Below are 24,288 nucleotides of genomic sequence, written 5' to 3' on the forward strand. Positions count from 1 at the left end.
GCGACTCCCGGCTGTGCGGCCCGGCTTCTTCTCAAGGAGGAGAATGATCACAAGATTCGCCCGCCCCCGTATCGTGCGGGCCGTCGTCGTCACGACGGCGCTCGCGATGCCGATCGCCCTCTCCGCCGGGCCGTCCGAGGTGGCCGCGCGTGCCGACGCGCCCGCCCCGGCGCCCGCTCCGGCGACCGTCTCGGTCGACTTCGGCGACGAGAAGGGCCGGCTTCGGCGCTCGGAGCGCTACAACAACTACCCCAACGAGAACGCGTTCGTCGAACAGCGGTCCGCCGACGTCCGGTTCCTCAACGAGCAGGGCCTTCATCAAGAGGTCCACCGGGTGTGGCTGGACTACGTGTTCGAGCAGTGCAGCATCGAGACCCGCACGTGCGATTTCTCCGGTAACACGGATGCCTACCTCACCGATGCGAGCAACCTCTCCGACGCGGTGCTCGTGAACCTCAACCCGAGCGAGTTCATCCGCGGCGAGCGGCCGTTCGAGGACCTGCAGCCCCTGCTCGAGGTGATGCTCGGAGACCTCAAGAAGAAGTACCCGGCCGTGAAGTACGTCGAGGTGTTCAACGAGCCGGACTGGCAGTACCACGGGCATGAACGCCACGATGGCCGCCCGGCGGACGAGGTCACGCTGCGACCCGGTGACCTGTACCGCTTCTACGCGCCGTTCTACAAGGCGGCCAGGAAGGCCGACAAGGGCGTGCGGGCGGCCGACCGGCTCCGCGTGGGCGGCCCGGCGCTCAGCGTCATGGACCCCGAGTGGATGGAGCCGTTCCTGGACGACTACGCCGCCGACCGCGACCCGCACAAGCGGCTGGACTTCATCAGCCACCACTCCTACCTGAAGTGGGACGACGACTACCAGGTGCCGACCTTCTACAAGTCCGACCTGCGGCAGGTCTCGTCGGAGCGCGGCGACATCCTCAAGTGGCTGAGGGAACGCCGCATCCGAGGGCGGATCCCCAGCTTCATCACCGAGACGGGCATCTACCCCGGCCCGTCCTTCGACGACCGGACCGGGACGGCCGACTACCTCCGGCAGGCGGCCGGCATGGCCACCTACACCTACCTGTACTCCCGGCAGCCCGACACCTACATGTTCAACTGGGTCGTCCGGCACTTCGCGGAGGGACGCAAGGACCAGCTGGTGACACGGGTCGACGACGGGCCCGTCCCCACCGGGGTCTTCACCCCCTACGGCAACATGATGCTGATGCAGTCCAGGATGAAGGACATCGAGGTGTCCGCCGCCGTCTCGGGCAGCCGCAAGGACGACAACGGCGTTTACGCGACCGCCTCGAAGGACCGGACGGGGGCGTCGCTCATGGTCTGGAACTGGCAGCACACCAACGACCGGAGCCATCGGACCACCGTCGACATGTCCGGGCTGCCGCGGCGCCTCAGGTACGGGCCGGTGCGCCAGCGCATGTTCAGGATCGACCAGAACACGAGCAACTACTTCGCCGACCCGGCCGGGGCCGGCCTGCGGCAGGTCTCCGAAAAGATCGTCAGGCCCGGCACGCGCCATAGCGAGACCATCGACCTCAAGCCCAACGCCCTGTACCTCATCCTCCTGGAACCCGCCTGATCGCGGTTCCCGCATCGCCGCGCCGAGCGCCCGATCGGGACGGCTGCCGGGAAGGGCATCGCGTCCGGCAAGGCGCGGTGCCCTCCCCGGCACGCTCGTTCAGCGGAGGACCCGCCGGTGCAGTCCGGCGATCTCCGGTCCGGGGTCGAGGCCCAGCTCGTCACGCAGCCGCGTACCAGCTCGCTGATCTGCGCGGGGAGGTTCGTCTGCGGCGCCGTTTCGGGCGCGTTGGCCAGCGCGGGGTCCTGCGGGCGCGACGAGGCGCTGGCCCGGGTCGGGGCGCTGCTGAAGTCGGCCCGGCTGGTCACCCTCACCGGCACCGGCGGTGTCGGCAAGACGCGCCTGGCCCTGGAGACCGCCGCAGACCATCCGGACGGCGTGTGGCTCGTCGAGCTGGCGGGTCTCGACCGGACGGCCGGGGCACCGGGGGTCGAGCGGCTCGCCGAGACGGTCATCGCCGTGCTCGGCGTCCGCGACGACACCGCCCCCGGCCTGCCGCGTTCCGGCGCGCCCGCCGATCCGGCCGCACGGCTCGCCGACGCGCTGCGGACCCGCCGGACGCTGCTCGTCCTGGACAATTGCAAGCACGTCGTCGACGACGTCGCCGCGTTGAGCGAGCGGCTGCTGCGGGCGGCGCCGCGGGTGCGGATCCTCGCCACCGGCCAGGAGCCCCTGCGGCTCGCCGGGGAGTCGGTCTGGCCCGTGCCGCCGCTGGAGTCACCGCACTCTCCGGGCGACCACGGGCCCGCGGCGCTCCGCAGGTTCAGCGCCGTCCGGCTGTTCGAGGCGCGCGCGGCGGCCGCCGTTCCGGGTTTCACGGTCGACGCCGCCAACGCCCGCGCGGTTTGCCGCCGGCTGGACGGCGTCCCGCTCGCCCTGGAGCTGGCCGCCACCCGGCTGCGCGCCTTGGACGTCCACGATCTGGCCGAGCGGCTCGACGACCGGTTCCGGCTGCTCTCCTCGGGACACCGCGGCACCCCGGCGCGGCAGCGGACCCTGCGCGCGATGATCGACTGGAGCTGGGAGCTGCTGTCCGGGCCCGAACGCGCCTGCGCCGGCTCGCCGTGCACCACGAAGGCTGCACGCTGGAGGCGGCGGAGGAGGTCTGCGCGGACGGCGCGGACGTCGCGCCCGAGGACGTCCTGGGCCTGCCGGCGCGCCTCGTCGACCGCTCGATGGTGGTGCGGGCCGCGAGCCCGGGCCGGACCCGCTACCGGCTGCTGGAATCGGTCGCCGCCTACGCCCCGGAACGCCTGGAGGAGGCCGGCGAGACCGAGCGAATCCGGCTCCGGCACCTGACCTTCCACACCGCACCGGCCGAACGCGCGGAGCCGCGACTGCGCGGCTCCGACCAGCGGCGCCGGCTGGGACGCCTGGACGCCGAGCACGCCGACCTGCGCGGCGCGCTGGAGGAGGCCGTGCGGCGGCGCGACGCCGGCCTCGCGCTGCGCCTGGTCCCACCGGCGCGGCGACGCGGTCGCGTTGGACCTCGCTGATCAGCGGGACGGTAGTCGTCGCGGGGACCCGTGGGGCGCCGTGCACGATGCCGTCCAGGGCGGTGCGCGGCCGTCCGACGAGTTCGTCGTGCACCGAGGCGTCGGCGATGAATCGTCCAGCCCGATGGCGCCCGCGCCGGTGACGAGCACGGACTCGCCGGACAGCAGCCGGCGCGGTCCTCGCCTGCGGGAGTACGACGAGCCGCTCGCCTCCGCGGGCCTCATCGACACCCGGTCCGCCGAGGCCGCGGCGAGCTGCGACTCCGCCGTGGAATGAGCGGTGCGGCGGTCCGCGGGCACCGGCGTTGACAACGCCGGTGCCCGATGTTTCGATCACGCCACCCCACCGATCGGAGAGAGCGATGCTCAAGCGAGGCGCCTTCGCGGCGGCTTCGGTCGCCGGCCTCGTGACGTCGGCTCTGGCGGCGCCGTCCCGTGCCGCCGAGGGCCCGCTGCCGCTGCCGCTCCTTCCGCACGTGCCGTTCTACCCGAGGACGGCGGTTCCGGCCTCCGGCCGTCCCGTGCCGCTCGCCGTGAAGACGAGGCCGCTGAACCCGTCCTACGACTTCCGCGGGCGGACCCGCATCCTGGACGGCTTCCTCGCCCGGTCCTCCACGCTCGGCTACCTGGTCCTGCACGGCGCGACGATCGTCGACGAGCGGTACTTCGCCGGCTTCGACGCCGCCAGCCGCTTCAACTCCTGGTCGGTCGGCAAGTCCATCACCGCCACCGCCGTCGGCGCGGCCGTCGCCGACGGCCGGATCGACTCGGTCCGCGACCCCGTGACCGCGTACATCCCCGAACTGCGCGGCAGCGGCTACGACGGCGTCGCGATCCGCGACATCCTGCAGATGTCCTCCGGGCACGACTACGACGAGACCGGCTACACCAACCCGTTCAAGGGAGCGACCTCCACCACGATCCGGATGGTGCTCGGGGCGTCCCTCACCTGCCAGGCCCGCAGGGCCCGCCGCGGCTTCGAGCCGGGGACCCGCTGGAACTACGACTCCCTGAACACGTTCGTCCTCGGCTGGCTCGTCGCCAAGGCCGCCGGCATGCCGCTGGCCGCCTACGTGCGCGACAAGATCTGGCGGCCCGCGGGCATGGAGACCCCGCTGCTGATGGGCCGCGACTACCGGGGCAACGACATCGCCTACGGCTGCTACCACGCGACCGTCCGCGACTTCGCCCGCTTCGGCCTGCTCTACCTGCGCGACGGCCGCGCCGGCGGCGTCCAGGTCGTCCCGGCGGAGTGGATCGGCGACGCGACCCGGGCCGCCGAGCCCCACCTCCGGCCCGGCCGCCTCAGACCGGACGAGCCCGACAGCGCCGAGAACGCGTACGGCTACGGCTACCAGTGGTGGATCGGCGACCAGGGCGACTACACCGCCATCGGCATCCTGGGCCAGTTCGTCTACGTCTCGCCCGAGCACGACGTCGTCATCGTCAAGACCGGCCAGGACCTCAAGGCCGACATCCACATGGCCGAAGCCCTCCCGGCCTTCCGCGCCGTCGCCGCCGCGGCGGCCGGGCGGACCTGACACCGCCGCGGCCCGCCGGGGCGGGAGGCGGGCCCGTCACGGCCGCCTCCGGCGCGCCGTGGTGGGCAGGGCGGGGCGGCGCCGGGCTTCGTAGGCGGCGATGTCGTCGGTGTGCCGCAGGGTGGTGCCGATGTCGTCGAGTCCGGCGAGGAGGCGGCGGCGGACGTCGGCCGGGACGTCGAAGGGGACGTCGATGCCGTGCGCGCGGACGCGCCGTTCGACGAGGTCCACGGTGACGGGCGCGGCGGGCCGGTTCTCGAGGAGCTCCCAGAGCCGTTCGACGACCGCCATGGGGACGACGACGGGCAGGAGCCCGTTCTGGTGGGCGTTCCCGGTGAAGATGTCGCCGAAGCGGGGCGCGATGACGGCGCGGAACCCGTAGTCGGTGAGCGCGTACACGGCGCCTTCCCGGGAGGAGCCCGTTCCGAAGTCGGGCCCGGCGACGAGGACGGTGGCCTCGGTGTAGGGCGGCCGGTTGAGGACGAAGCCGGGGTCGTCGCGCCAGTCGGCGAAGAGGTCCCGCCCGTAGCCCGACTTGGTCAGCCGGGTGAGGAACCGCACGGGGATGATCTGGTCGGTGTCGACGTCGCTCGCGCGCAGCGGCGCGGCCTGCCCGGTGTGGACGGTGAATCGCTCCATCATCGCTCCAGGTCGGTGGGTGCCGCCAGGCGTCCGGCGACGGCACTGGCCGCCGCCACGGCGGGGGACACGACGTGCGTGCGCGCGCCCTTGCCCTGGCGGCCCTCGAAGTTGCGGTTGCTGGTGGAGGCGGCGCGCTGTCCCGGACGCAGCCGGTCCTCGTTGACGGCGGCGCACAGCGAGCACCCGGACGTGCGCAACCGCACGCCCGCAGCGGCGAAGACGTCGTCGAGGCCCTCGGCGACGGCCTGCTCCCGGACGGTGTCGGAGCCCGGGACGAGGTAGACCTCGACGCCGGGCGCGACGGTGCGGCCGCGCAGCACGTCGGCGGCGGCGCGGAGGTCCTCGATGCGCCCGTTGGTGCAGGAGCCGATGAACACGGCGTCGATCTCGACATCGCGCAGCGGCGTGCCGGGCCGCAGCCCCATGTACGCGAGCGCCTTCTCCGCGGCGGCGCGTTCACCGGGGTCGGCGAAGCCCGACGGGTCGGGCACGGCGGAGTCGAGCGGGACGCCCTGCGCCGGGTTCGTGCCCCAGGTGACGAACGGGCTGATCTCGCGTCCGTCGAGCACGACCTCGGTGTCGAAGACGGCGTCGTCGTCGGAGCGCAGGGACCGCCAGTACGTCTCTTCGGTGTCCCGGTCGGCTTCGGCGGGGGCGTGGGGGCGGCCGCGAAGGTAGGCGACGGTGGCGTCGTCCGGTGCGATCATCCCGGCGCGGGAGCCGGCTTCGACGGTCATGTTGCACACGGTCATCCGGGCTTCCATCGACAGCGCCTCGATGGCGGGCCCCTGGTACTCGATGATGTGGCCCTGCCCGCCCGCGGTGCCGATCCGGGCGATGAGCGCGAGGATCAGGTCCTTGCCGGTGACGCCGTCGGCGAGCGTGCCGGTGACGGTGACGCGCATCGTCTTCGGCCGCGCCATGGGCAGGGTCTGGGTGGCGAGGACGTGCTCGACCTGCGAGGTGCCGATGCCGAAGGCCAGTGCGCCGAAGGCGCCCATCGTCGTGGTGTGGGAGTCGCAGCAGACGACGGTCATGCCGGGGTGGACGAGCCCGAGCTCGGGGGCGATGACGTGGGCGATGCCCCGCTCGGGGTCGCCGCGGCGGTACACCTCGATGCCGAACTCGGCGCAGTTCTCCGCGAGCAGGGCGGCCTGCCGCCGCATCGCGGGCTCCTCGATGCGCCCGAACAGGTTCCGCGTCGGGACCAGGTGGTCCTCGGTGCCGAGGGTGAGGTCGGGTCTGCGGACCGTCCGCCCGGCGGCGCGCAGCCCGTCGAACGCGATCGGGGTGTTGACTTCGTGGAGCAGGTGCAGGTCGACGTAGAGCAGGTCCTGCTCACCGTCGGTCCGGACGACGTGGGCGTCCCAGACCTTCTCGGCCAGCGTTCGTCCCAACGGGGTTTCCTTTCAGGCGGTATCGGCGACGGAGCGGGAACGGCGCACGGGAACGGCGAGGCGGGCGGCCTCGGCGATCACCGTGCGGACGTCGTAAGGGTGCTGTTCCGTCCACAGCTGAGCACTTGGCTCAGAAACCGTGGCCTTCAAGCGGCCAATGGTGCTTAACTGAGCCGGCTGCCCGGCCGGAGGCGGTGCGAATGCGCGACCGGCCGCACGACCCGAGAGCGAGGAGACCGCATGGCACCCACCTTCGAGCCGCTGGACATGGCCGTGCTCCGGCTGATCGCGGAAGAGCCCCGCGCCGGGGTCCGCGAGTACGCGCGCCGGCTCGGCGTGGCGCGCGCGACCGTCCAGGCGCGGGTGGACAAGCTGCAGCGCCTCGGCGTCCTGATCAGCTGGCGGCCCCAGTTCGATCCGGCGGCGATGGGCTACGGGGGCCTGGCCTACGTGCGGCTGCAACTCGCCCAGGGCATGCTGGAGGAGACCTTGGAGGGGCTCAGCCGGATCCCCGAGGTCATCGAGGCCAACGCGGTCGCGGGCGACGCCGACCTGCTGTGCCGGGTGGTCGCGAAGGACAACGCGGGGCTGGAGGAGGTCCTTCACCGGATCATCGCGGTGGACGGGGTGGAGCGGACCTCCACCGAGGTCGTCCTCAGCCGCCGCCTGATGCCGCGGATCTCGCCGCTGATCCAGAAGATGCACGACGAGCTCCGCCGCTGAGCGCGCGCTCATCCCAGCACCATCGACAGCGGGATGATCACCGCGATCGCGACGACCGAGGCCACCGACACCCCGCCCGAGAAGGTCTTCAGCGTGCCGCGCGTGGAGAGGCCGGTGAGGGACTGCAGCAGCCAGAACGTGTTGCTGGTGACGTGGATCGCGAACAGCGAGCCGGCGCCGGCCGCCAGCGCGATCCACACCGGGTCGAGGCCGATCACGGGGGCGAGCGGCGCGAGGATGCCCGCCGCGGTCATCGCCGAGATGGACACGGAGCCGACGGCCACGTGGAGGATCGCCGCGATGACCCAGACCATCAGCAGGGGCGCGGCGGTGTTCGCGGAGAAGTGCTGGCCGAGGATGTCGCCGAGGCCGATGTTCTTGATCGTCAGTGCCAGCGAGCCGCCGACCCCGTTGAGCACGAGGATCTGCCCGCTGTCGCGGAAGCCGTCCCGCAGCGCCTCGTCCACCGCCGGCCGTCCGACCGCGCGCCGCGTGACGAGGATGGTGCCGATGAGCCCCAGGAAGAGGGCGACCACCGGGTCGCACACGAAGGCGAGGGGCGCGACGCGCACCTCGGCGATGTCCAGCATCGCCCCGGTCGCGATCAGTCCGAGGGCCGCCAGGATCGGTGCGAACAGCGGGAGGAGCCGGGTCTGCCCGACCGCCTCCGCGGCCGTCGCGGTCGCCGTCGCGACGGTGCGGGCGCCCGCGGCCCCGGTACCCGCGGCGTCGGACGCGCCGGCGTCGCCGGTCGGGGCCGCGTCGGGCAACTCGTCCTTCTCCTCGTCCCACCAGCCGCGGCGGAAGACGAACTGCATGACGGCGACGGAGATGACGGTGGTGGGGACGGCGACGAGCAGGCCGAGCAGCAGCATGGTGCCCAGCGGCACGCCGAGGACGCCCGCCAGGGCCAGGGTCGCGATGCCCGGCACGACCATGACGACGCCGACCTCCATGCCGATCGCCATCGCCGTGATCATCCGGGCCGTCCCGTTCCTGCCGATCCGCAGGCCCAGCCCGCGCGCGAGCGGCGCGACGATCACGACGAGCACGTCGAGGAAGATCGACTGCAGCACGGTCGCCACGCTGATCGACAGCGCGTAGGGCATCCGTTTCGGGCCGACGCGGCGCAGCAGCGCCTCGACGAGCCGCTCGATCGCGCCCGATCTCCGCAGGAGCGACCCCGCGAGGACACCGAAGACGACGAGGAAGCCGATCTCCGCCATGAGGTCGCCGAAGCCCACGGTGACGGCCTCGATGGTGCCGTCGACGCCGAGCCCCGCGGTCAGGCCGAGGTAGGAGGCGCCGAGCAGCAGCGCGATGACGGGGTCGACACGGAATCGGATGATCAGCAGGACCGTCGCGACGATCGCGAAGGCGGTGTTGAGCAGGGTCAGGGAGTCGGACATGAAGGCACATCCCGGGGGTGGCGCTCGAGCGAGCGGTCGGGTGTCGCTGTCGGTGGGGTGGACCGGTTGGCGCAGAAACGTAGCCTTCGACGCCCAATGTGTAAATACTTGCGTTATTACTTATACCAATGGCCTATGAGAAACGCCGTCGAGGTGACCATGAGGTGCCATTGGTCCAGTGTGGGCCGGTCGTTCGCGCGGCTATGGCACCATGGCGCCATGACGAAGCCCCACCGAAAGGGCGATGCCGCGTAAGCGGCCGGGCGCCCTGCGCGCCGCATCGGAACACGCCCCCCGCCCGATCGTCGAGCCGGGCGACATGTCTCGGATCGACCGGTTGTCCCTGGTGGCGTCTCCGCGCCTACCAGCGCTCCTGAACATCGGCCGGACGCGCAGCCGTGGGACACGATGCGGCGGCGGCCGCCTCGCGACGTGGCGCCGCTACGGGCCCGCGAACCCGTAGCGGCCGGGGGCGCGACGGAGCTTCGCTCAAGAAGGGCGGACGGAGAGGGCGTGGCGGAACACGCCTCGCGGGTCCCAGCGGCGCTTGACCTGCTGCAGCCGGGCGTAGCCGTCCTTGTAGTAGAGGGTGTGCCACGGGACGCCCGAGCCGTTCCACCTCGGGTCGGCCAGGTCGCCGTCGGGGTAGTTGATGAACGCGCCGTCGGCCGGGACGCCGCCGCTGTCGGCGTAGACGTCGCGGTAGAGCTCGCGGAGCCACGCCAGGTGCCGGGCCTCCTCGGCCGCGTCCTCCCAGCCGGCGATGAAACCGACCTTGAAGATCGAGTCGCGGTGGGCGGTCGCGGTCGCGCCGGGCCGCACGGTGTTGACCCGGCCGCCGTAGGTGTTCACGAAGACGCTCCCGCCCGGTCGGTCGTAGTCGGACCTGGTCAGGTGCCGGTGGAGGACGGCGGCCTGCCGGTCGGTGAAGCGCCGCCGCAGATAGCCCGACTTGATCTTGGTGCTGTAGAAGGGGCCCGGCGCGTCGTCCAGACCGTGGATCGCGGCGGTCAGCCACGGAAGCGTGGACGCCCGGCGCGTCGGCCGTACGTCGACGCCGCCTCCGAGCGCGGCGGTCAGGCCATCCAGCAGCCGCGCGGCGCCGCCGTCGGCGGCGACCTGGCCGCTCAGGGCGAGGTGCCCGGCGGATCTGGTGCTCAGCAGGAACTCGCCGTACAGCGCGCACGCGGCCGACCCGGGCGCCGAGTTGCGCTCGCCCCACTCGCCGTAATTGCGCAGCAGGCGGACGAACGTCTCCCGGTCGAGTCGCTCCCACGGCCACGACAGGGTGAAGTCCAGGACCGTGGCAGGAGGGGCCGGCAGCGGGCCGCCGCCCGGCGACCGGAACCAGTAGCGGGTGACGACCCCGAAGTTTCCTCCGCCGCCTCCGGTATGGGCCCACCACAGGTCCCGGTTGGGGTCCGACCGCTCCCTGCTGGCGACCACCTTTCTGGCTCTGCCCGACCGTCCGACGACGACGACCTCCACCGCGTACAGGTGATCGACCGACAGGCCGTGAAGGCGGCACAGGGGACCGTAACCGCCGCCGCTGACATGGCCGCCGACCCCCACCGAGGCCGCCGTTCCGGCCGGGACGGTCACGCCCCACCCCACGTACAGCCTCCGGTACATCTCGCCCAACGTGGCGCCCGCCTCCACCTCGAAGGCCCTGCGGCGCCGGTCATAGCGGACGGCCGCCATCTCGGAGAGGTCGACGACCACCCGGACGTCCGGGTCGTCCACGAAGTTCTCGAAGCAGTGGCCTCCGCCGCGCACGGCGAGCCTCCGGCCGGTGCGCACCGCGTCGTCCACCGCGCGGACGACGTCCTCGGCGGAGTGCACCACGTGGATCTCCTCCGGCCGCCCCTCGAACCGCCGGTTGTACCCCCGGCGCGCCAGCGAGAGATAGCGCGGATCACCCGGTTTCACGCTGACCGGCCCCCGGACCGACGCCTCCCCGGGCGGCGAGGCCGCTTGCACCAGGGGGATCGATGCGGCGGTCACCGCACCGCCCCGCAGGATCGTCCGTCTCGTGTGTCCGGCCACAGGCGGCCTCCTTGATGGGAGGGAATGTCCAGTCGCACGCTAGGAACGAGCGAGCCGAACGGTCGCCACACCGCCGAGCCAACCGGCGGCTCCCCCATGAGTCTCACGAGCCGTCGGTGCAACGGCCGGGACGGTCCCTCGGCGGCCGCTTAGCCGTCGGACGGGGACAGGAAACCGATGATGCGCCTGTTGGTCTCCGCGGCCTCGTGCCACGGCATCGCGTGATGCGACAGGCCGGGCAGGATCTCGGCCGACGCGTGCGGCAGGACGCGCGTCACGGCGGACGCGACGCGCTGGGAATCATGGGTCCTGCTGCGCTCGGCCAGGAGTACCAAGGTCGGGGTGGTGAGGGTACGCAACCGTTCGGGCTTGGGGCGTCTGCCGGTGACGACCTTCGTCTCGGGGAACTCGGCGGCGAGCCCGTACAGGCGGGAGAACGCGGGATCGGGTTCCATTCCGCCGGTCTCCCAGCTCATGAAGGCACGTGTGCGCGCGGCCGTCGGCCGGATGAGGGACGGCAGCGCGCGCAGCAGGTATCCGGCCCGGAACCCGGCGAAGCATTGCGTCGGGTCGAGGAGGACGAGCCGGCGAACCCGCTGGGGCGCGTGAAGGGTGTAGTGCAGCGCCGCCCAAGCGCCATAGGAGTGCCCGCACACGGCGGCGTCGCCTGCGCCGAGCCCGTCGAGGACCCCGTCCAGCCAGTCGAGAAGGTCCGGGACGGTGCGGGGCGCGCGTTCCCCACGGGTGCTCCGCCCCGGCTCGCCGATGCGGTCCACGGCGTACACCCGGTGGTGGCGCGCGAGTTCGGCGACGTTGGCGTACCACACCGCCGCGGTGGTGCCCCCGCCGTGCAGGAGCACCAGCGGCGGTGCGTCCGCGGGCCCGCACCCGTACACCCTGGTCGTGCCGTACACCGACGGAAGATCGATGGCCTCTTTCCGGACCGGCCAGCTCTCCAGGACGGTGTCGTAGGCGGCGAAGAAGGCCGCCTTCGCGTCGTGGCTGCCGTCGACCATGACCCGCCCCCGCACCATCACTCGGCAAGAGATCTCGCGAGAAAGATACCTCGCCGAGCGCACCGGCGCCGGGGACGCCGACGGGGGCGGCTCAGTGCCGGTCGAACAGCCCGCGCCGGAGGAGCCGCTGGTTGGCGTCGCTGCGTTCGCCCAAGGTGGCGGGGGCGAATGGGTCGCCGCCGAGAACGGTCTCCAGCGCGGGTTCCAGGAGCAGCGGGCCGAGGATGAGGAACAGGACCTGGTACGGCGCCCAGCGCCGTTCCTCGGCGGGCACCGCATCGGGCTCCGCCATGAGCCGGTTCACCTCGCGCTCGGCGCCTTGCACCAGCTGCCCCAGGAGCGCGGCCGCCCGCTGGTCACCGTCGACGAGCACCCGGCGGATGTAGCGGCGCCGCTCCTGGTCGGCGCCGAACACCAGAGCCGCCGCCCGCCCGGCCTCGGCGAGGGTCCCGCTCTCGATGCCCTCTTCGCCGGCCGAGGCGAAGGCCCGCTCGAAGCTCCCGAGCACGTCCTCGTCGACCGCGTCGCGCAGCCCCTCCTTGGAGGTGAAGTGGTAGCGCAGCAGCGCGTGCGACACGCCCGCCTCAGTCGCGATCCGGCGGGTCGTGGTCGCTCGGAAGCCTTGCTCGGCGAACAGCCGGCGGCCCGCGGCGATGAGGGCCTCCCGGGCCTGCCCCCGGTCCGGCTTGGACGGCGGCTCGGACGGTTCCTGTGACATGTCGGCGACATTAGCCGGAGTCCGTCACAGGATGGCCCGGACACCGGGTGTGCGCCGCAGGAGCAGCGCGGCCGCCACGCTGAGCACGAAGCCGAGTGCCGCCACCAGGAGGAATCGTCCGCTCGCGCCCAGCGGAACGTCCCGCACCAGGTATTGCAGGCCGACGACGATCGGCAGGTGGATGAGGTAGATCGCGAACGTCGCGTCGGCGGCCGAGCGCTGCAGCTTGCCGGTGCCGGGCACACGGTCGCGGAAGAACACCAGCATGCCGAGGGTGTAGCCGACGCACAGCACGGTTTCGTACGCGGCCCACGCGAACTGCCCGGAGTCGGCGCCGCTCAACGCGAAGAATCCGGTCAGGTCGCTCCGGAAAGCGACGTAGCCGACGCTCAGGACGACCGCCGCCGCGAACCAGCCATAGGCCACCCGGGCCGGGAAGGTCTGCAACCAGCCGCGCCGGTAGGCCAGGACGCCCGCGATCACGAAGGGGACGTGCTGGGCGAGGTCGGCCGGCTCGGTCTGGATGATCTCGGCGACCGGCACCCACTCGTCGACGGGGTACCGGATGCGCAGCACCCCCGTGCCGACGGCGACCACCGCGGCGAAGCCCGCCACGGCGAGCCCGGTCACGCGCTCCGGAGCGGCCCGGGTACCGGGCGGCACCGCCATGCCGCGCCGGGAGCGCATGCGATCGGCGACCGCCCGCCAGGCCAGGTAGACCAGCGAGTAGACGAGCAGGTGCTGGATGAACCACAGATGGCCGAACTGGCGGTCCGGCCAGATCGGACCGCTCCAATCGGCGGGCTCCCGGCCCTCGCCGAGGTAGATGTTCCAGTAGTAGTCGCCGAACCCGATGGGGCCGTAGTCCCGGAATTCCAGGTAGTAGGCGTACATCAGAACCGGGATCACCAGGAAGAACCCGACGAGGATCGGCCCGCCGAGCTTCTTCAGCCGCGGCCCGACATAGGACCGCTCGCGCCGCCGGTCGACCGCCGCCGGCAGGAAGTAGGCGGCGATCAGGAAGAACAGGCTCATCTTGAACGGTGCGTTCAGCACCGCGAAGTCCTCGATCCACTGCGCTTTGGGCTGTCCCTCGACGTACCACCAGTCCACCGGGCCGTACGGCTGCGCGGCGTGATGCAGGATCACCAGCGCCGACAGCGCGATCCGGATCGAGTCGATGTAGTGCAGCCGCCCGGTCCGCCGGGGCGCGTCCTCCGGAGGCGCCTCCGGCGCCGAGACCTTTCCTGTCCACATGGACAGGAAGGTAGCCACCGAACGCGCTTCCTGTCCAATTGGACAGGAAGGGGAGAGGTGAGGGCTTCCGGGCTGTGGATGTCGTCGATCCAGACGGTGGGGCGTTGCCCGACGAACCGGGCGAGCGCCGGAGGCCGCACCGCTACCGGAGCGCTAGCCGGGTTTCTGGTTCCCGGGCGGGAGGCCGACCACGTCGGCGGGTCCCTAACTTGGCGGAGATCGAAGCCGGATGCGAGGAGGCATGATGTCCCGGAGGACGGTCCACTGGAAGCGCCGCGCGGCGGTGGTCGTGGCGGCGGTGGTGGCTGTCTCGGCCACCGCGGGCGCGTCACCGGCGGCAGGTGACCGGCGGGACCCGGCGGGCCCCACCGGGGCCGCCGAAGCGGCGGGCGGTGCGGTCGTCGTCGGCGAGAAGCGGATCGGCCCGCGGGTCGTCGACCTGACCGTCCGGTCGCCCGCGCTGGGCGGCACCGGCCGGGTCCGGCTGCTGACCCCGGACGGGTGGGACGGCCGCCGCCCCGGCGACCGCTGGCCGGTGCTGTACCTGCTGGCCGGAGGGGACGGCGACTACGGCACCTTCACCCGCGAGTACCGCCTCCAGGACGTTCCCGAGCTGCGCGACACCCTCGTCGTGATGCCGGAGATGCCGTTCTTCGGCTTCTACAGCGACTGGTGGAACGGCGGCGGGGGCGGGGCGCCCGGAGTGCAGGCCTTCCACCTGGACGAGGTGCGGCCGCTGCTCGAGCGCGACTACGGCGCCGGCGCGCGCCGCGCCGTCGCGGGGGAGTCCCAGGGCGGCTACGGGGCGGTCAAGTACGCGGCGCTGCGCCCCGGGATGTTCCGCGCCGCGGCGAGCTACAGCGGGTTCCTCAACCCGCTCAAGTACCCCGAGGCGGTCATCGGCGGGGCGGAGTTCGTCGGCATCGACTGGCGCAGGATCTGGGGCGACCCGGTCGAGCAGCGCCGCATCTGGGAGCGGAACGACCCCTACCACCTGGCCGAGCGGCTGCGGGGCACGCCCGTCTACATCGCGAGCGGCGACGGCACCCGCGGTGAGCTGGACCAGGACGCCGAACCCGATCCGGTGATCCCCGGCCTGCAGGACCTCGCCGTCCTGTTCCCGACGGAGGTCGTCTCGCTGACCGAGGCGGTCATGGGCGACGAGTCCCGCGCGGTGGCGTACCGCCTCCGCGAGGTCGGGGCCCCGGTCACCGCGCACTTCTACCGGGGCACCCACGACCCGCGGTACTGGAAGCGCGAACTGCTCGCCTCCCTGCCGATGCTGCTCGAGCGGCTCGGCGGGCCGCACCGGCCGGACGGGGACGCCCGGCCCTGAGCAGCGGGGCCGTCCGGGGCGAACCGCGTCGGAGCGGTCACCGGCGCGGGAAGTCCTTCCGTTTGATCTTGGCGCGGCGGCCGTCGGGGTGGTGGAAGACGATGCCCTCGGCGAGATGCCCGGGCGCGAACCGGCTCTCCAGCTCGGTGAGGAAGTCCCGCAGCTCCCCGTAGCTGCGCGGCACCTCCTCGTAGGTCGGCACGTGCAGGTCGAACGGGACGCACCGGTGCTCTTCGAGGTTCAGCGGGTTGCCCTGGATGCGGGGGCCGAGCGCCTCGCAGGAGTGCTCGCCGTCCGGCCACCCGGAGACGTCGGTGTTGCGGGCCGCCTCCAGCGTCCACTTGTCCTCGGGGGCGTCTTCCGCGGTGTCGACGTACCAGCCGTCCACGATGCCCTGCTGCTTCTGCGCCTTGCTCGGATTGCGCCGCTTCTCCACCCGGACGATCCGGCCCGCGCGCACCGTGAGCCGGACGTTGGTGCCGTCCAGCTTCTCGGTCCCCACCCCGTGGCCGTCGAAGACCCACGCGCATTCGGGCCGGGGGCTGTCGACCACCCGGAAGCGGTCATCGCGTTCGAAGAGCGTGGGGATCTTCTCCATCACTTGCCTTCCCTTCCGGACCTGGCCGAGCAGTTCCTCATGAGTGATGGCTCCGCCGGCCAGACCGCCGGCCAGGGCCCGGATCAGGTCGGCGACCGGCACCCCGGCGTCGACGGCGACGTGCTTCAGCGCCCTCTTCTCCTCGGGGGACACCCAGGCGACCAGCCGGGACCAGCCCTCGGGGGGCGTCCATCGCGCCAGGCTGTTCGGGTCCTTCCGCGGACGTCCACGACCTCTGGCCGTACTCATGGGAGGACGGTAAGGCCGAGAAATTCGACTCCGTCCCGGTCCGTCGGCCGGCGCCGATGCGGGACGCGTTCGCGTGTTCGCGTGGAACCGGCGGAGAGCGGGGTCCGTCTGTTCGATCATGAATTTCCCGAACCTCCCCGAAGCCGCCGCCGACTCCCTGCCCCGCGTGCTCGTCGCGCCCGCCTGGACCCGCGCGTCCGAGATCTCCGCACCCGTCACCGTCCCGGGCCTGACGGCCCCCGACGAGGTCGCGATCCACTGGCCGGACGGCGCGCACGCGGCTTGGGCCGAGGCCGACATCAAGGAGTGGGCCGGTTTGTACGGTGTCAAGCCGGACTGGGACGACATCTGGCTTCCGGGCGACTGGCGCACCAGCGGGATCGTCCTTCCCCTGGTGTTCGCGCAGGCTCCCCTGGAGGTGGCGGAGCCGCTGCTCGCCCGGTGGGAGACCACCGACACGCACCGGGTCGGCAACGCGATCAAGCGGACGGTGGCCCGGTTCGGAACGCGGGTTTACCCGCACCTGCTGCCGGGCGCCCGGGGCAACGCCCGCTCCTACGGCGAGTTCCTCCTGCCGTTCCTCAGCGCCGAGGTCGCCGCGCTCATGGCGGACTGGTTCGTCCGGACCAAGTCAATGCGCAAGGTCGCGGCCACATGGCTGGAATGGCACGGCACGGGCGCCGCGCGGCTGCTGGTGCCCGCCGCGCTCGGCGCGGCGGGCCCGGCCCGGCAGGCGGCCGAGGCCGCGCTGCGGCACGTCGCCGCCGTCCACGGCGCGGAGGCGGTGCTGGCCGCCGCTCGCGAGTACGGCGACCGGGCCGCCGCCGCGCTGGAGGGGTTCGTGGCCACCGACCCCCTCGACGTGGTCCCGCCGACCGTGCCCGAGACGCCCGACTGGCTCGACGCCGCCGCGCTCCCGCCCGTCCTGCTGCGCGACCGGAGCGCCCGCCTGCCGGACGGCTCGGTCGCGCATGTGCTCACGATCCTGGCCCTGTCGCCGCTCGACGCGCCGTACCCGGGGCTGCGGGTCGTCCGCGAGACCTGCGATCCGGCGTCGCTGGCCGCGTTCTCCCGGGCGGTGTTCCAGGCGTGGCTGGCGAACGGGATGCCGGCGCGGACGAACTGGGCGTTCGTCCAGCTCGGCCTGCTCGGCGACGACGACGCCGCGCGCGACCTCACCCCGCTCCTGCGCAAGTGGCCGGGCGAGGGCGGGCACGCCCGCGCCGTCATCGGCCTGGACGTGCTCGCCGCCATCGGCACCGACACCGCGCTGACCTGCCTCAACCAGATCGCGCAGCGGGTCCGGTACAAGGGGCTGAAGGCGCAGGCCCGGGAGCGGATCGACCGGATCGCCGAGCAGCGCGGCCTCACCGCCGACCAGCTGGCCGACCGGCTCGTTCCCACGCTCGACCTGGACGAGGACGGCGCCCTCACCCTCGACTACGGGCCCCGCGCGTTCGCGATCGTCTTCGACGAGACGCTCAAGCCGCAGGTCACCGACCAGGCGGGCAAGCTCCGCAAGTCCCTGCCCAAGCCGGGAGCGAAGGACGATCCCGAGCTCGCGCCCGCCGCCTACCAGCGGTTCTCGCGGTTGAGGAAGGACGCCCGCACCGTCGCGTCCGACCTGGTCCACCGGCTCGAACGCGCCATGGTCGACCGGCGCCGGTGGAGCGCGGACGAGTTCACCGACCAGTTCGTCCGGCATCCGCTGACGCGGCACCTCGCCCGCCGGCTGGTCTGGCTCGCCGTCACCGACGGCGACGCGCGCACGTTCCGGCTCGCCGAGGACCGCACCCTCGCGGACGCCGCCGACGACGCGTTCGTCCTGCCCGGCGGCGCCCGGATCGGCATCGCGCACCCCCTCGACCTGGGCGGCGAGGCCGCGGTCTGGGGCCAGGTCTTCGCCGACTACGAGATCCTGCAGCCGTTCCCGCAGCTCGCCCGGGACGTCCACCGCCTCACCGACGCGGAGGCGAAGGGCTTCCGGCTCGAACGGTTCGAGGGCCTGACCGTCCCGACGCGGGTGATCCTCGGCCTGACGAACCGGGGGTGGGAGCGCGGCGACCCGCAGGACGCGGGCATCGAGCACGCCTTCCTGCGCCCCCTGCCCGGCGACCGGTACGCGCTGCTCCACCTCGACCCCGGCTTCGTCGCGGCCGAGACGCACGCGTTCGACGAGCACACGCTCGTGCACGTCTTCGTATCGGACGACCGGTTCGGGTCGGTGTTCGGAGGCGAAGCCCGGCTCGGCGACCTCGACGAGGTCACGGCGTCCGAGCTGCTCCGCGACCTGGCCGTCCTGCGGGACGCCGCCGAGTCCTGAGACGACGCCCGCACCGGAGCGGTTTCCGCGCACAGCCGGAAGGAGGGCACGGACGAGCAGACGTCCCGCTCGCCTCACCATGTCGGCGAGGGCGCCGTCATCGCTTCGCGGATCGGTATCGGCGTCTCAGGCGGCCGGTGCGGCGCGCAGGAACCGGGAGTCGAGCCCGGTGATGCGCAGAAGCCGGGCCACGCCCGGACGGGGCCGGGTCACGGTGACGGTGCCGCCGCATGTTTCGGCCAGCGCCCCGGCCATTTCGAGGGCCGCCAGCCCGGCCGAGTCGCAGAAGCCCAGTCCGGACGCGTCGATCACCACGTTCGGCCGGCGCGTGGTGATCACCTCGGCCAGGGCCGCGGCGAAGTGCCGGGCGGTGGCCAGGTCGAGGTGCCCGGTCACGCGCATCAGCGTCGACGCGGACGAGACGGCCTCCACGGTGGCGGCCACTTCGTGGCGCGTCTCCTCGGCCGCTCGGTTCGGTCGCATGTATCAGTCCTTAGTCGTCGGCATCGCGGGTGACCGCGTTCGGTACGCGGACGACCGCGTCGTCGTCACTCTTCGAGCCTCGCAGCTCCCGCCGGAGGGGGTCAGGGACAAAGGTCCCCACCGGGCCGTCCGATCGGCCTCCGGTCGACGGGTCCCCCGGTCAGCGGAGCGGGAAGCCGAGGAGGCGGCCCTCGCGGCGCAGCTCGTCGCGGGCGTCGGGGTGGGCGACGTTGTCGACGATCTGCTGCGCCTGGGCCGCGGCGTCGTTGCCCCAGATGGTGGCGGTGCCCTGCTCGCTGACGATGTAGCTGTGCTGGAAGGACGTGACCGGCCCGGCCAGCCGCGGGACGACGGTGGAGACGTCGGCGCGGGGATGCCAGGACGGCAGGGCGATGACGGCGCGGCCGCCGGGGGAGTGCAGCGCGCCGACCACGAAGTCGGTCTGGCCGCCGAATCCGGAGTAGACGGCGCCCCGCACCCGGCCCGCGTTGGCCTGGGCGAACAGGTCGACCTGGAGGGCGGAGTTCACGGAGACCAGCCGGGGCCGCCGGGCGATGAGCCCGGGGTCGTTGGTCTTCTCCGTGCGCAGCATCCGGATGCGTTCGTTGCGGTCGGCCCAGTCGTAGAGCTCCTGCCCGCCGAACGCGAACGAGGCCGTGATCGGCGCGGCGGGGTCGAGGGCGCCGGCCCGCTCCAGGTCGAGGACCCCGTCGCTGAACATCTCCGACCAGATCGCGAGCCCGCGCCGCCGGTGGAGCGCCGCGAGGACGGCGTCGGGAACGCCGCCGATGCCCAGCTGGAGCGTGGCGTGCTCGGGGACGAGCCCGGCCACCCGGGCGCCGATCTCCAGGGAGGCGTCGCCGGGCGGGCGCGGCGCGGGCGCGGCGAGCGGCTCGTCGCACTCGATCGCGAAGTCGATCTCGTCCAGCGGCATCACCGCGTCGCCGTAGGTGTACGGCATCCGGGCGTTGACCTGGGCGACGACCAGGCCGCCGCGGGCCCGCACGGCCTCGATCGCGGCGGGCAGGACGTTCACCTCGATGCCCAGCGAGACCGTCCCGTCCACCGGCCCGGACGTCTGGACGAGCACGACGTCGGGCGGCAGGGCGCCCTTGAGCAGGTTCGGCACGAGCGAGAGCCGGGAGGGGAAGTAGCGGAGGCCGGGGCGCCCGCGCATCCCGGCGCCCACGAACGGCGTCTCCAGGACCACGCCGTCGCGGTCGGGGACGCCCGGCTGGGCGTTGAGCATGAACAGCCGGTACTCCGCGAGGGCCGCGTCGACCGCGGCCAGCGCCCGCCACGGCGTCGCGAAGTTGCCGCCGGCCACCACGCGCGGGACGCCGGGCACCCCGCCCAGCACGGCGGCGAGATCGTCCTCCGAGACCACCCGCATCCCGGCCCCCTCCGAGTCGTCCCTCCGATCATCGCACCGCCGGCGGCCCGGAGAGATCCGGGTGCCGGCGTGCGGCCGGTCAGGGCCGGTGGTCCGCGAAGCGCGGGAAGTGCTCGTCGGGCAGCGGGTCTCCCGCGCTCAGGCCGAGCGGGTCGGTGACGGGGTGCGCGGGTCCGGCCGCGAGGGTCAGGTCGGCGTCCGCGTAGATGACGACGTGGGCGATGCGGGGGTCGTCGGTGAGGTTGGGCGTGGCGCTGTGCGCGAGCCGGGAGTCGTGGAAGGTGCAGTCGCCCGCCCGCAGCGGGACGGTGACGCGGCGCTCCCACGCCAGCTCGGGCGCGACGGCGAACATGTCGGCGCGGTCGGACAGATCTTGCGGCCGGAGCCCGTCCAGGCGCTGCGAACCGGGGATGAACGTCATGCAGCCGCGCTCGACCGGGACGTCCACCAGCGCCACCCAGGCCGAGAGCGCGTGGCGGGAACCGGCGTGGGGCCAGTACGGCTGGTCCTGGTGGAACTCGGTGGCGGCTCCGTTGTGCGGGTCCTTGATCAGGAGCTGGTCGTGCCACAACCGCAGCGGGACCCCCGCCAGCCGGGTCGCGACGGCCGCCAGATCCGGGTGCAGGGTGAGCTCGCGCAGTGTCGCGTCCTGACGCCACAGCTGGAGCAGCTGCGTGAAGATCTTCCCCTCGTGGTTGTCGCGGACGGTGTGCCGCACCGCCAGCGCGGCCTCGGCGAACCTGTCGGCGTCGGCCCGGGAGAGCACCCCGGGCAGGTGGACGAAACCATCACGACGGTAAGCGGAGACGGCCTCCTCGGAAAGGTTCTCCGGCGTCGTTCGGGGACGTGCGGTTCCAGCGTTCATGCTCGTCTTCCTCGCCTCGTGGGGGATCTCTTGCGGCAACGATCGCCTTGGGACCGCCGACCCGGCTAGCACACGAGCCAGGCACCTGTAGCACAATCTTGACGAGAACCTCGTGAAGGGAGCTTCCGTGCACCGCGTACGGCGAGCGGAGGTCTTCCCGCCGGACGGGCCGCCCATCATCGCCGAGCGGTACGAGCTGAGCAGCGGGACCTCCGCCCACAGCCACGACTTCATCGAGCTGGCCGTGGTGACCGGCGGAACCGCGACGCATCTCTCGTCCGCCGGCGAGCGGGAGCTGCACCGCGGCTCGGTGACGATGCTGCGGCCGGGGGACTGGCACGGCTACCGGGACTGCCGCCGGCTGACCGTCCACAACCTGTACGTCGGGCCCGAGGTGTTCCGGCGGGAACTGGCCTGGCTGCGCGCCGACCCGCGGCTCGGCCCGGCCCTGCACGGCGCCGGGCACGCGCTCCGGCTCGACCCCGCCATGCTGAACGCCGTCGAGGCGGCCCTGGCGGCGATCAGCGACCGGCCCCCGCCGACGACCGATCACGCCGTGCGGGTGGGGGCGCTGCTCTGCCTGCTGGGCGGCATGGCGCCGTCCCTTCCCGCCGCCCCCGCCAGGCGGGCGCATCCGGCGGTGCCGGCCGCGGCGCGGCTGCTGGAGGACGACGTCCAGCACGCCTGGACCCTGGACGAACTGGCGAGCGCGGTGAACGTGTCGCCGCCCTACCTGGCCCGCCTGTTCACCGCGCACCTGGGCGTCCCGCCCATGACCTTCCTGGGGAGGCTGCGCGCCGAACGCGCCGCGGCGCTGCTCATCGAGACCGACCTGCCCGTCGCGGCGATCGGGAGGCTGGTGGGCTGGCACGACCCGAACTACGCCAGCCGCCGTTTCCGGCGCTTCTTCGCCCTCGGCCCGGCCGCCTACCGGACCCGCTTCCGCCCCGGCGAGCACTGACCGGCGTGCCCCTACGGCTCTCCGCGGAGGCCGGCCGCCGAGCGGACGAGCGCCGCGACCGCCCGGGAGCGGCTGCTCGGCGGCCACGCGATCACCGTGGTGACCCGCGGCGCGTCGACGACCGGCACCGCGACGTGTTCGGGCCACTGCCAGGCCCGGCTGGAGGCGGGGATGACGAGCAGCGTCCTGCCGAGCGCGACGAGCTGGGCGAGCTGCGACTGCGTGCGCACCTCCGGTCCGGGCCCGTCCGGGTAGGTCCCGTCGAGCCGGGGCCAGCGGGCGATCGGCAGGCCCGGGACGTCCTGGACGTCCGCCAGCGCGAGCCGTTCGCGGGCCGCGAGCGGATGCGCCGCGGGGAGGATCGCGACCTGGCCTTCGACGCAGAGGTCCTCGGTGTCGAACCCGGCGAGGTCGTCGTACGGGCGGTGCATGAGCGCCGCGTCGGCCCGCCCGTCCCGCAGCAGCCCCGCCTGCTCGCCGACCTCGCAGAGCAGGACCTCGACCGGCGCCGCGCCGGGGTCGGCGGCGACCGCGTCGAGGAGCCGTTGCAGCAGCGCGTGGGACGCCCCCGCCTTCGTCGCCAGCACCAGCGGCCGGCTCGGGTCCGCGGCCCGCCGCGTCCGGCGCGCGGCGGCGCCGACCGCGTCCAGGACCGCCCTCGCCTCGCGGAGCAGCACCTCGCCGGCGTCGGTGAGCGCCGCTCCCCGGCGGTTCCGGTCGAAGAGCCGGACGCCGAGCCGCTGCTCCAGCCGGCGGATCGCGCGGGAGAGCGGCGGCTGCGCGATCCCGAGCCGGTCGGCGGCGCGTCCGAAGTGCAGCTCCTCGGCGACGGCGACGAAGTAGCGGAGTTCGCGGGTCTCGAGATCGTGCACGGACCGAGCCTACCCGCCTGATACCCGGCGGGTATCACAGCCCACCGAATCGATCTTGGACGGCGGGCGGGCGGCCCGCCGAGGATGGCTCGTGTGAACGACACCAGGACCGCGCTGGTCACCGGCGCGAACAAGGGAATCGGCTTCGCCATCGCGCGCGGCCTCGGAGCGGCCGGCTTCACGGTGGCGGTGGGCGCCCGCGACGGCGCCCGGCGCGCGGAGGCCGTCGAGCGCCTGCGCGCCGACGGCGTCGACGCGTTCGGGGTCGCGCTGGACGTCACGTCCGACGGCAGCGCGGCCGCCGCGGCGGCGGCCGTCGAGCGGACGGCGGGACGGCTCGACGTGCTCGTCAACAACGCGGGCATCGCCGGCCGCACGGACGGCGGCGCGCAGGACCCGACGACGCTCGACCTCGACGTCGTCCGCACCGTCCTCGACACCAACGTGTTCGGGGTCGTCCGGGTGACGAACGCGATGCTCCCGCTGCTCGCCCGCTCCGACTCGCCGCGCATCGTCAACATGTCGAGCAACATGGGTTCGCTGACGCTGCGGACCGGTCCGGTCATGGCCGCGTACGCGCCGTCGAAGTCGATGCTCAACAGCATCACGGCCCAGTACGCCCGCCGGTTCGCCGGCACGCGCATCATCGTGAACGCCGCCTGCCCCGGCTACGTGGCGACCGACTTCACCGGCTTCGACGCGCCGAGGACGCCCGAGCAGGGCGCGGCGATCGCGATCCGCCTCGCCACCCTGCCGGACGACGGACCGCGCGGCGGGTTCTTCGACGACGACGGCCCCGTCCCCTGGTGATCCACGACGGGCGGCCCGCTCATCCAGGTCCCGGCAGCAGCCGGGTATCGGCCCCGGTTGATCGCGGACACACGCCGGCGGGCCCGCTCCCGATCAGGGGCGGGTGTCGAGCCATTCCTGGAAGGTGGGGCCGGCGAGCGCGGCGTGCGGGCCGGGCAGGAACCCGCCCTCGGCCGCCGTCCCGGCATCGGGCATGCCGGAGCCGTCGACGGCGACGACCTCGATTCCGCGGCGGGCGCCGAGGAGCCGGGCCGCCCCGGCCAGGGTCTCCGTGCGGGGGCCGGCGACCTCGGCGATCGGTGCCCCCGGGGCGGGTGCGTCGGGGGCGGACGCCAGGTCGACCAGCGCCTCGGCCACGGTGCGGCAGGCGACGAGCTGAGTGGGCAGGTCGGGGATGTAGGCGGTATCGCCCTCCCGCCACTCCAGGAGCTGACCGACGAACTCGTGGAACTGCGCGGCCCGCAGGATGCGGACGGGGAGCGGGCCGTCGAGGAGGAATTGCTCGTGCGCTCTCTTGGCGGCCACGAAACCGGCGGTGGCCTTGTCGGCACCATGT

General features: G+C 73.2%; 23 protein-coding genes. 9 read left to right on the forward strand and 14 right to left on the reverse strand.

The window, feature by feature from the left end; all coding sequences use genetic code 11:
* The first annotated feature begins 43 nt into the window (after positions 1-43).
* The 4 genes from H505_RS0106990 (at position 44) to H505_RS0107010 (ending at position 4,634) form a co-directional block, all read left to right on the forward strand.
* Entirely contained in the window at positions 44-1,597 is a 1,554-nt protein-coding gene (locus H505_RS0106990) for a glycoside hydrolase family protein (RefSeq protein ID WP_157432931.1), read from the forward strand.
* Positions 1,598-1,714: 117 nt separating this feature from the next.
* Positions 1,715-2,896, forward strand: a complete 1,182-nt coding sequence (locus H505_RS40260; RefSeq protein WP_026401416.1) for a hypothetical protein — start codon at positions 1,715-1,717, stop codon at positions 2,894-2,896.
* Positions 2,897-3,133: 237 nt separating this feature from the next.
* Positions 3,134-3,370 (forward strand): hypothetical protein, encoded by a 237-nt coding sequence (locus H505_RS49715; RefSeq protein WP_157432932.1) that lies wholly within the window; start codon positions 3,134-3,136, stop codon positions 3,368-3,370.
* A gap of 85 nt (positions 3,371-3,455) precedes the next feature.
* The gene (locus H505_RS0107010) at positions 3,456-4,634 is read left to right on the forward strand and encodes a serine hydrolase domain-containing protein (protein ID WP_026401418.1); all 1,179 of its coding nucleotides are present in this window, start codon (positions 3,456-3,458) and stop codon (positions 4,632-4,634) included.
* A gap of 36 nt (positions 4,635-4,670) precedes the next feature.
* Here H505_RS0107010 and leuD read toward each other — a convergent pair whose 3' ends face one another.
* Genes leuD through H505_RS49720 form a run of 3 tightly spaced genes read right to left on the reverse strand, consistent with a single transcriptional unit; the run spans position 4,671 to position 6,823 of the window.
* A complete protein-coding gene (gene leuD / locus H505_RS0107015; protein ID WP_026401419.1) occupies positions 4,671-5,273 on the reverse strand; it encodes a 3-isopropylmalate dehydratase small subunit in 603 nt (200 codons plus the stop codon).
* The gene (gene leuC / locus H505_RS0107020) at positions 5,273-6,673 is read right to left on the reverse strand and encodes a 3-isopropylmalate dehydratase large subunit (protein ID WP_026401420.1); all 1,401 of its coding nucleotides are present in this window, start codon (positions 6,671-6,673) and stop codon (positions 5,273-5,275) included. Before leuC ends, leuD begins: the two co-directional genes overlap by 1 nt.
* Positions 6,674-6,685: 12 nt before the next feature.
* Complete coding sequence (locus H505_RS49720) at positions 6,686-6,823, reverse strand: hypothetical protein (protein WP_157432933.1); 138 nt, start codon at positions 6,821-6,823, stop codon at positions 6,686-6,688.
* A gap of 90 nt (positions 6,824-6,913) precedes the next feature.
* Here H505_RS49720 and H505_RS0107025 point away from each other — a divergent pair, with 90 nt between their 5' ends.
* Positions 6,914-7,396 (forward strand): Lrp/AsnC family transcriptional regulator, encoded by a 483-nt coding sequence (locus tag H505_RS0107025; RefSeq protein ID WP_026401421.1) that lies wholly within the window; start codon positions 6,914-6,916, stop codon positions 7,394-7,396.
* Between the two features lie 8 nt (positions 7,397-7,404).
* Here H505_RS0107025 and H505_RS0107030 read toward each other — a convergent pair whose 3' ends face one another.
* From H505_RS0107030 to H505_RS0107050, 5 genes are all read right to left on the reverse strand, one after another.
* Complete coding sequence (locus tag H505_RS0107030; RefSeq protein ID WP_026401422.1) at positions 7,405-8,805, reverse strand: GntP family permease; 1,401 nt, start codon at positions 8,803-8,805, stop codon at positions 7,405-7,407.
* A gap of 489 nt (positions 8,806-9,294) precedes the next feature.
* Positions 9,295-10,851 carry an FAD-binding oxidoreductase gene (locus H505_RS0107035; protein ID WP_034517007.1) on the reverse strand — a complete coding sequence of 519 codons (1,557 nt, stop codon included), beginning with the start codon at positions 10,849-10,851 and terminating at the stop codon, positions 9,295-9,297.
* Positions 10,852-11,000: 149 nt separating this feature from the next.
* Positions 11,001-11,867: an alpha/beta fold hydrolase gene (locus tag H505_RS0107040; protein ID WP_026401424.1), complete on the reverse strand. Its 867-nt coding sequence runs from the start codon at positions 11,865-11,867 to the stop codon at positions 11,001-11,003.
* A gap of 91 nt (positions 11,868-11,958) precedes the next feature.
* Positions 11,959-12,585, reverse strand: coding sequence for a TetR/AcrR family transcriptional regulator (locus tag H505_RS40265; RefSeq protein WP_051300377.1), 627 nt, complete (start codon positions 12,583-12,585; stop codon positions 11,959-11,961).
* Between the two features lie 24 nt (positions 12,586-12,609).
* Positions 12,610-13,842, reverse strand: a complete 1,233-nt coding sequence (locus H505_RS0107050) for an acyltransferase family protein (protein ID WP_026401425.1) — start codon at positions 13,840-13,842, stop codon at positions 12,610-12,612.
* Positions 13,843-14,083: 241 nt separating this feature from the next.
* On the opposite strand from H505_RS0107050, the gene H505_RS40270 reads away from it, so the two are divergent.
* Complete coding sequence (locus H505_RS40270; protein ID WP_064743519.1) at positions 14,084-15,178, forward strand: alpha/beta hydrolase; 1,095 nt, start codon at positions 14,084-14,086, stop codon at positions 15,176-15,178.
* A 37-nt stretch (positions 15,179-15,215) separates the two neighbouring features.
* On the opposite strand, the gene H505_RS0107060 is transcribed toward H505_RS40270, so the two are convergent.
* Positions 15,216-16,025, reverse strand: coding sequence for an RNA ligase family protein (locus H505_RS0107060; RefSeq protein ID WP_084549948.1), 810 nt, complete (start codon positions 16,023-16,025; stop codon positions 15,216-15,218).
* A 118-nt stretch (positions 16,026-16,143) separates the two neighbouring features.
* Between H505_RS0107060 and H505_RS40275 the strand changes: the two genes are divergently transcribed.
* A complete protein-coding gene (locus H505_RS40275) occupies positions 16,144-18,348 on the forward strand; it encodes a DUF4132 domain-containing protein (protein ID WP_051300378.1) in 2,205 nt (734 codons plus the stop codon).
* Between the two features lie 126 nt (positions 18,349-18,474).
* Here H505_RS40275 and H505_RS0107070 read toward each other — a convergent pair whose 3' ends face one another.
* The 3 genes from H505_RS0107070 to H505_RS0107080 form a co-directional block, all read right to left on the reverse strand.
* Positions 18,475-18,831, reverse strand: a complete 357-nt coding sequence (locus tag H505_RS0107070) for an STAS domain-containing protein (protein WP_084549949.1) — start codon at positions 18,829-18,831, stop codon at positions 18,475-18,477.
* Between the two features lie 160 nt (positions 18,832-18,991).
* Positions 18,992-20,224: an acetyl-CoA hydrolase/transferase family protein gene (locus tag H505_RS0107075; RefSeq protein ID WP_026401428.1), complete on the reverse strand. Its 1,233-nt coding sequence runs from the start codon at positions 20,222-20,224 to the stop codon at positions 18,992-18,994.
* Between the two features lie 79 nt (positions 20,225-20,303).
* Positions 20,304-21,089 carry a phytanoyl-CoA dioxygenase family protein gene (locus tag H505_RS0107080; protein WP_026401429.1) on the reverse strand — a complete coding sequence of 262 codons (786 nt, stop codon included), beginning with the start codon at positions 21,087-21,089 and terminating at the stop codon, positions 20,304-20,306.
* 127 nt (positions 21,090-21,216) lie between these two features.
* Between H505_RS0107080 and H505_RS40280 the strand changes: the two genes are divergently transcribed.
* Positions 21,217-22,050 carry a helix-turn-helix transcriptional regulator gene (locus H505_RS40280; RefSeq protein WP_051300380.1) on the forward strand — a complete coding sequence of 278 codons (834 nt, stop codon included), beginning with the start codon at positions 21,217-21,219 and terminating at the stop codon, positions 22,048-22,050.
* 11 nt (positions 22,051-22,061) lie between these two features.
* On the opposite strand, the gene H505_RS0107090 is transcribed toward H505_RS40280, so the two are convergent.
* A complete protein-coding gene (locus tag H505_RS0107090; RefSeq protein WP_026401430.1) occupies positions 22,062-22,922 on the reverse strand; it encodes a LysR family transcriptional regulator in 861 nt (286 codons plus the stop codon).
* A gap of 84 nt (positions 22,923-23,006) precedes the next feature.
* Here H505_RS0107090 and H505_RS0107095 point away from each other — a divergent pair, with 84 nt between their 5' ends.
* Entirely contained in the window at positions 23,007-23,732 is a 726-nt protein-coding gene (locus H505_RS0107095; RefSeq protein WP_026401431.1) for an SDR family oxidoreductase, read from the forward strand.
* 93 nt (positions 23,733-23,825) lie between these two features.
* Here the strand turns inward: H505_RS0107095 and H505_RS40285 are convergent, their stop codons facing one another.
* Positions 23,826-24,257, reverse strand: a complete 432-nt coding sequence (locus H505_RS40285; RefSeq protein WP_211238413.1) for an SDR family oxidoreductase — start codon at positions 24,255-24,257, stop codon at positions 23,826-23,828.
* Positions 24,258-24,288: the final 31 nt, after the last annotated feature.

The sequence above is a fragment of the Actinomadura rifamycini DSM 43936 genome, assembly GCF_000425065.1.
GTDB classification, from domain to species: Bacteria; Actinomycetota; Actinomycetes; order Streptosporangiales; family Streptosporangiaceae; genus Spirillospora; species Spirillospora rifamycini.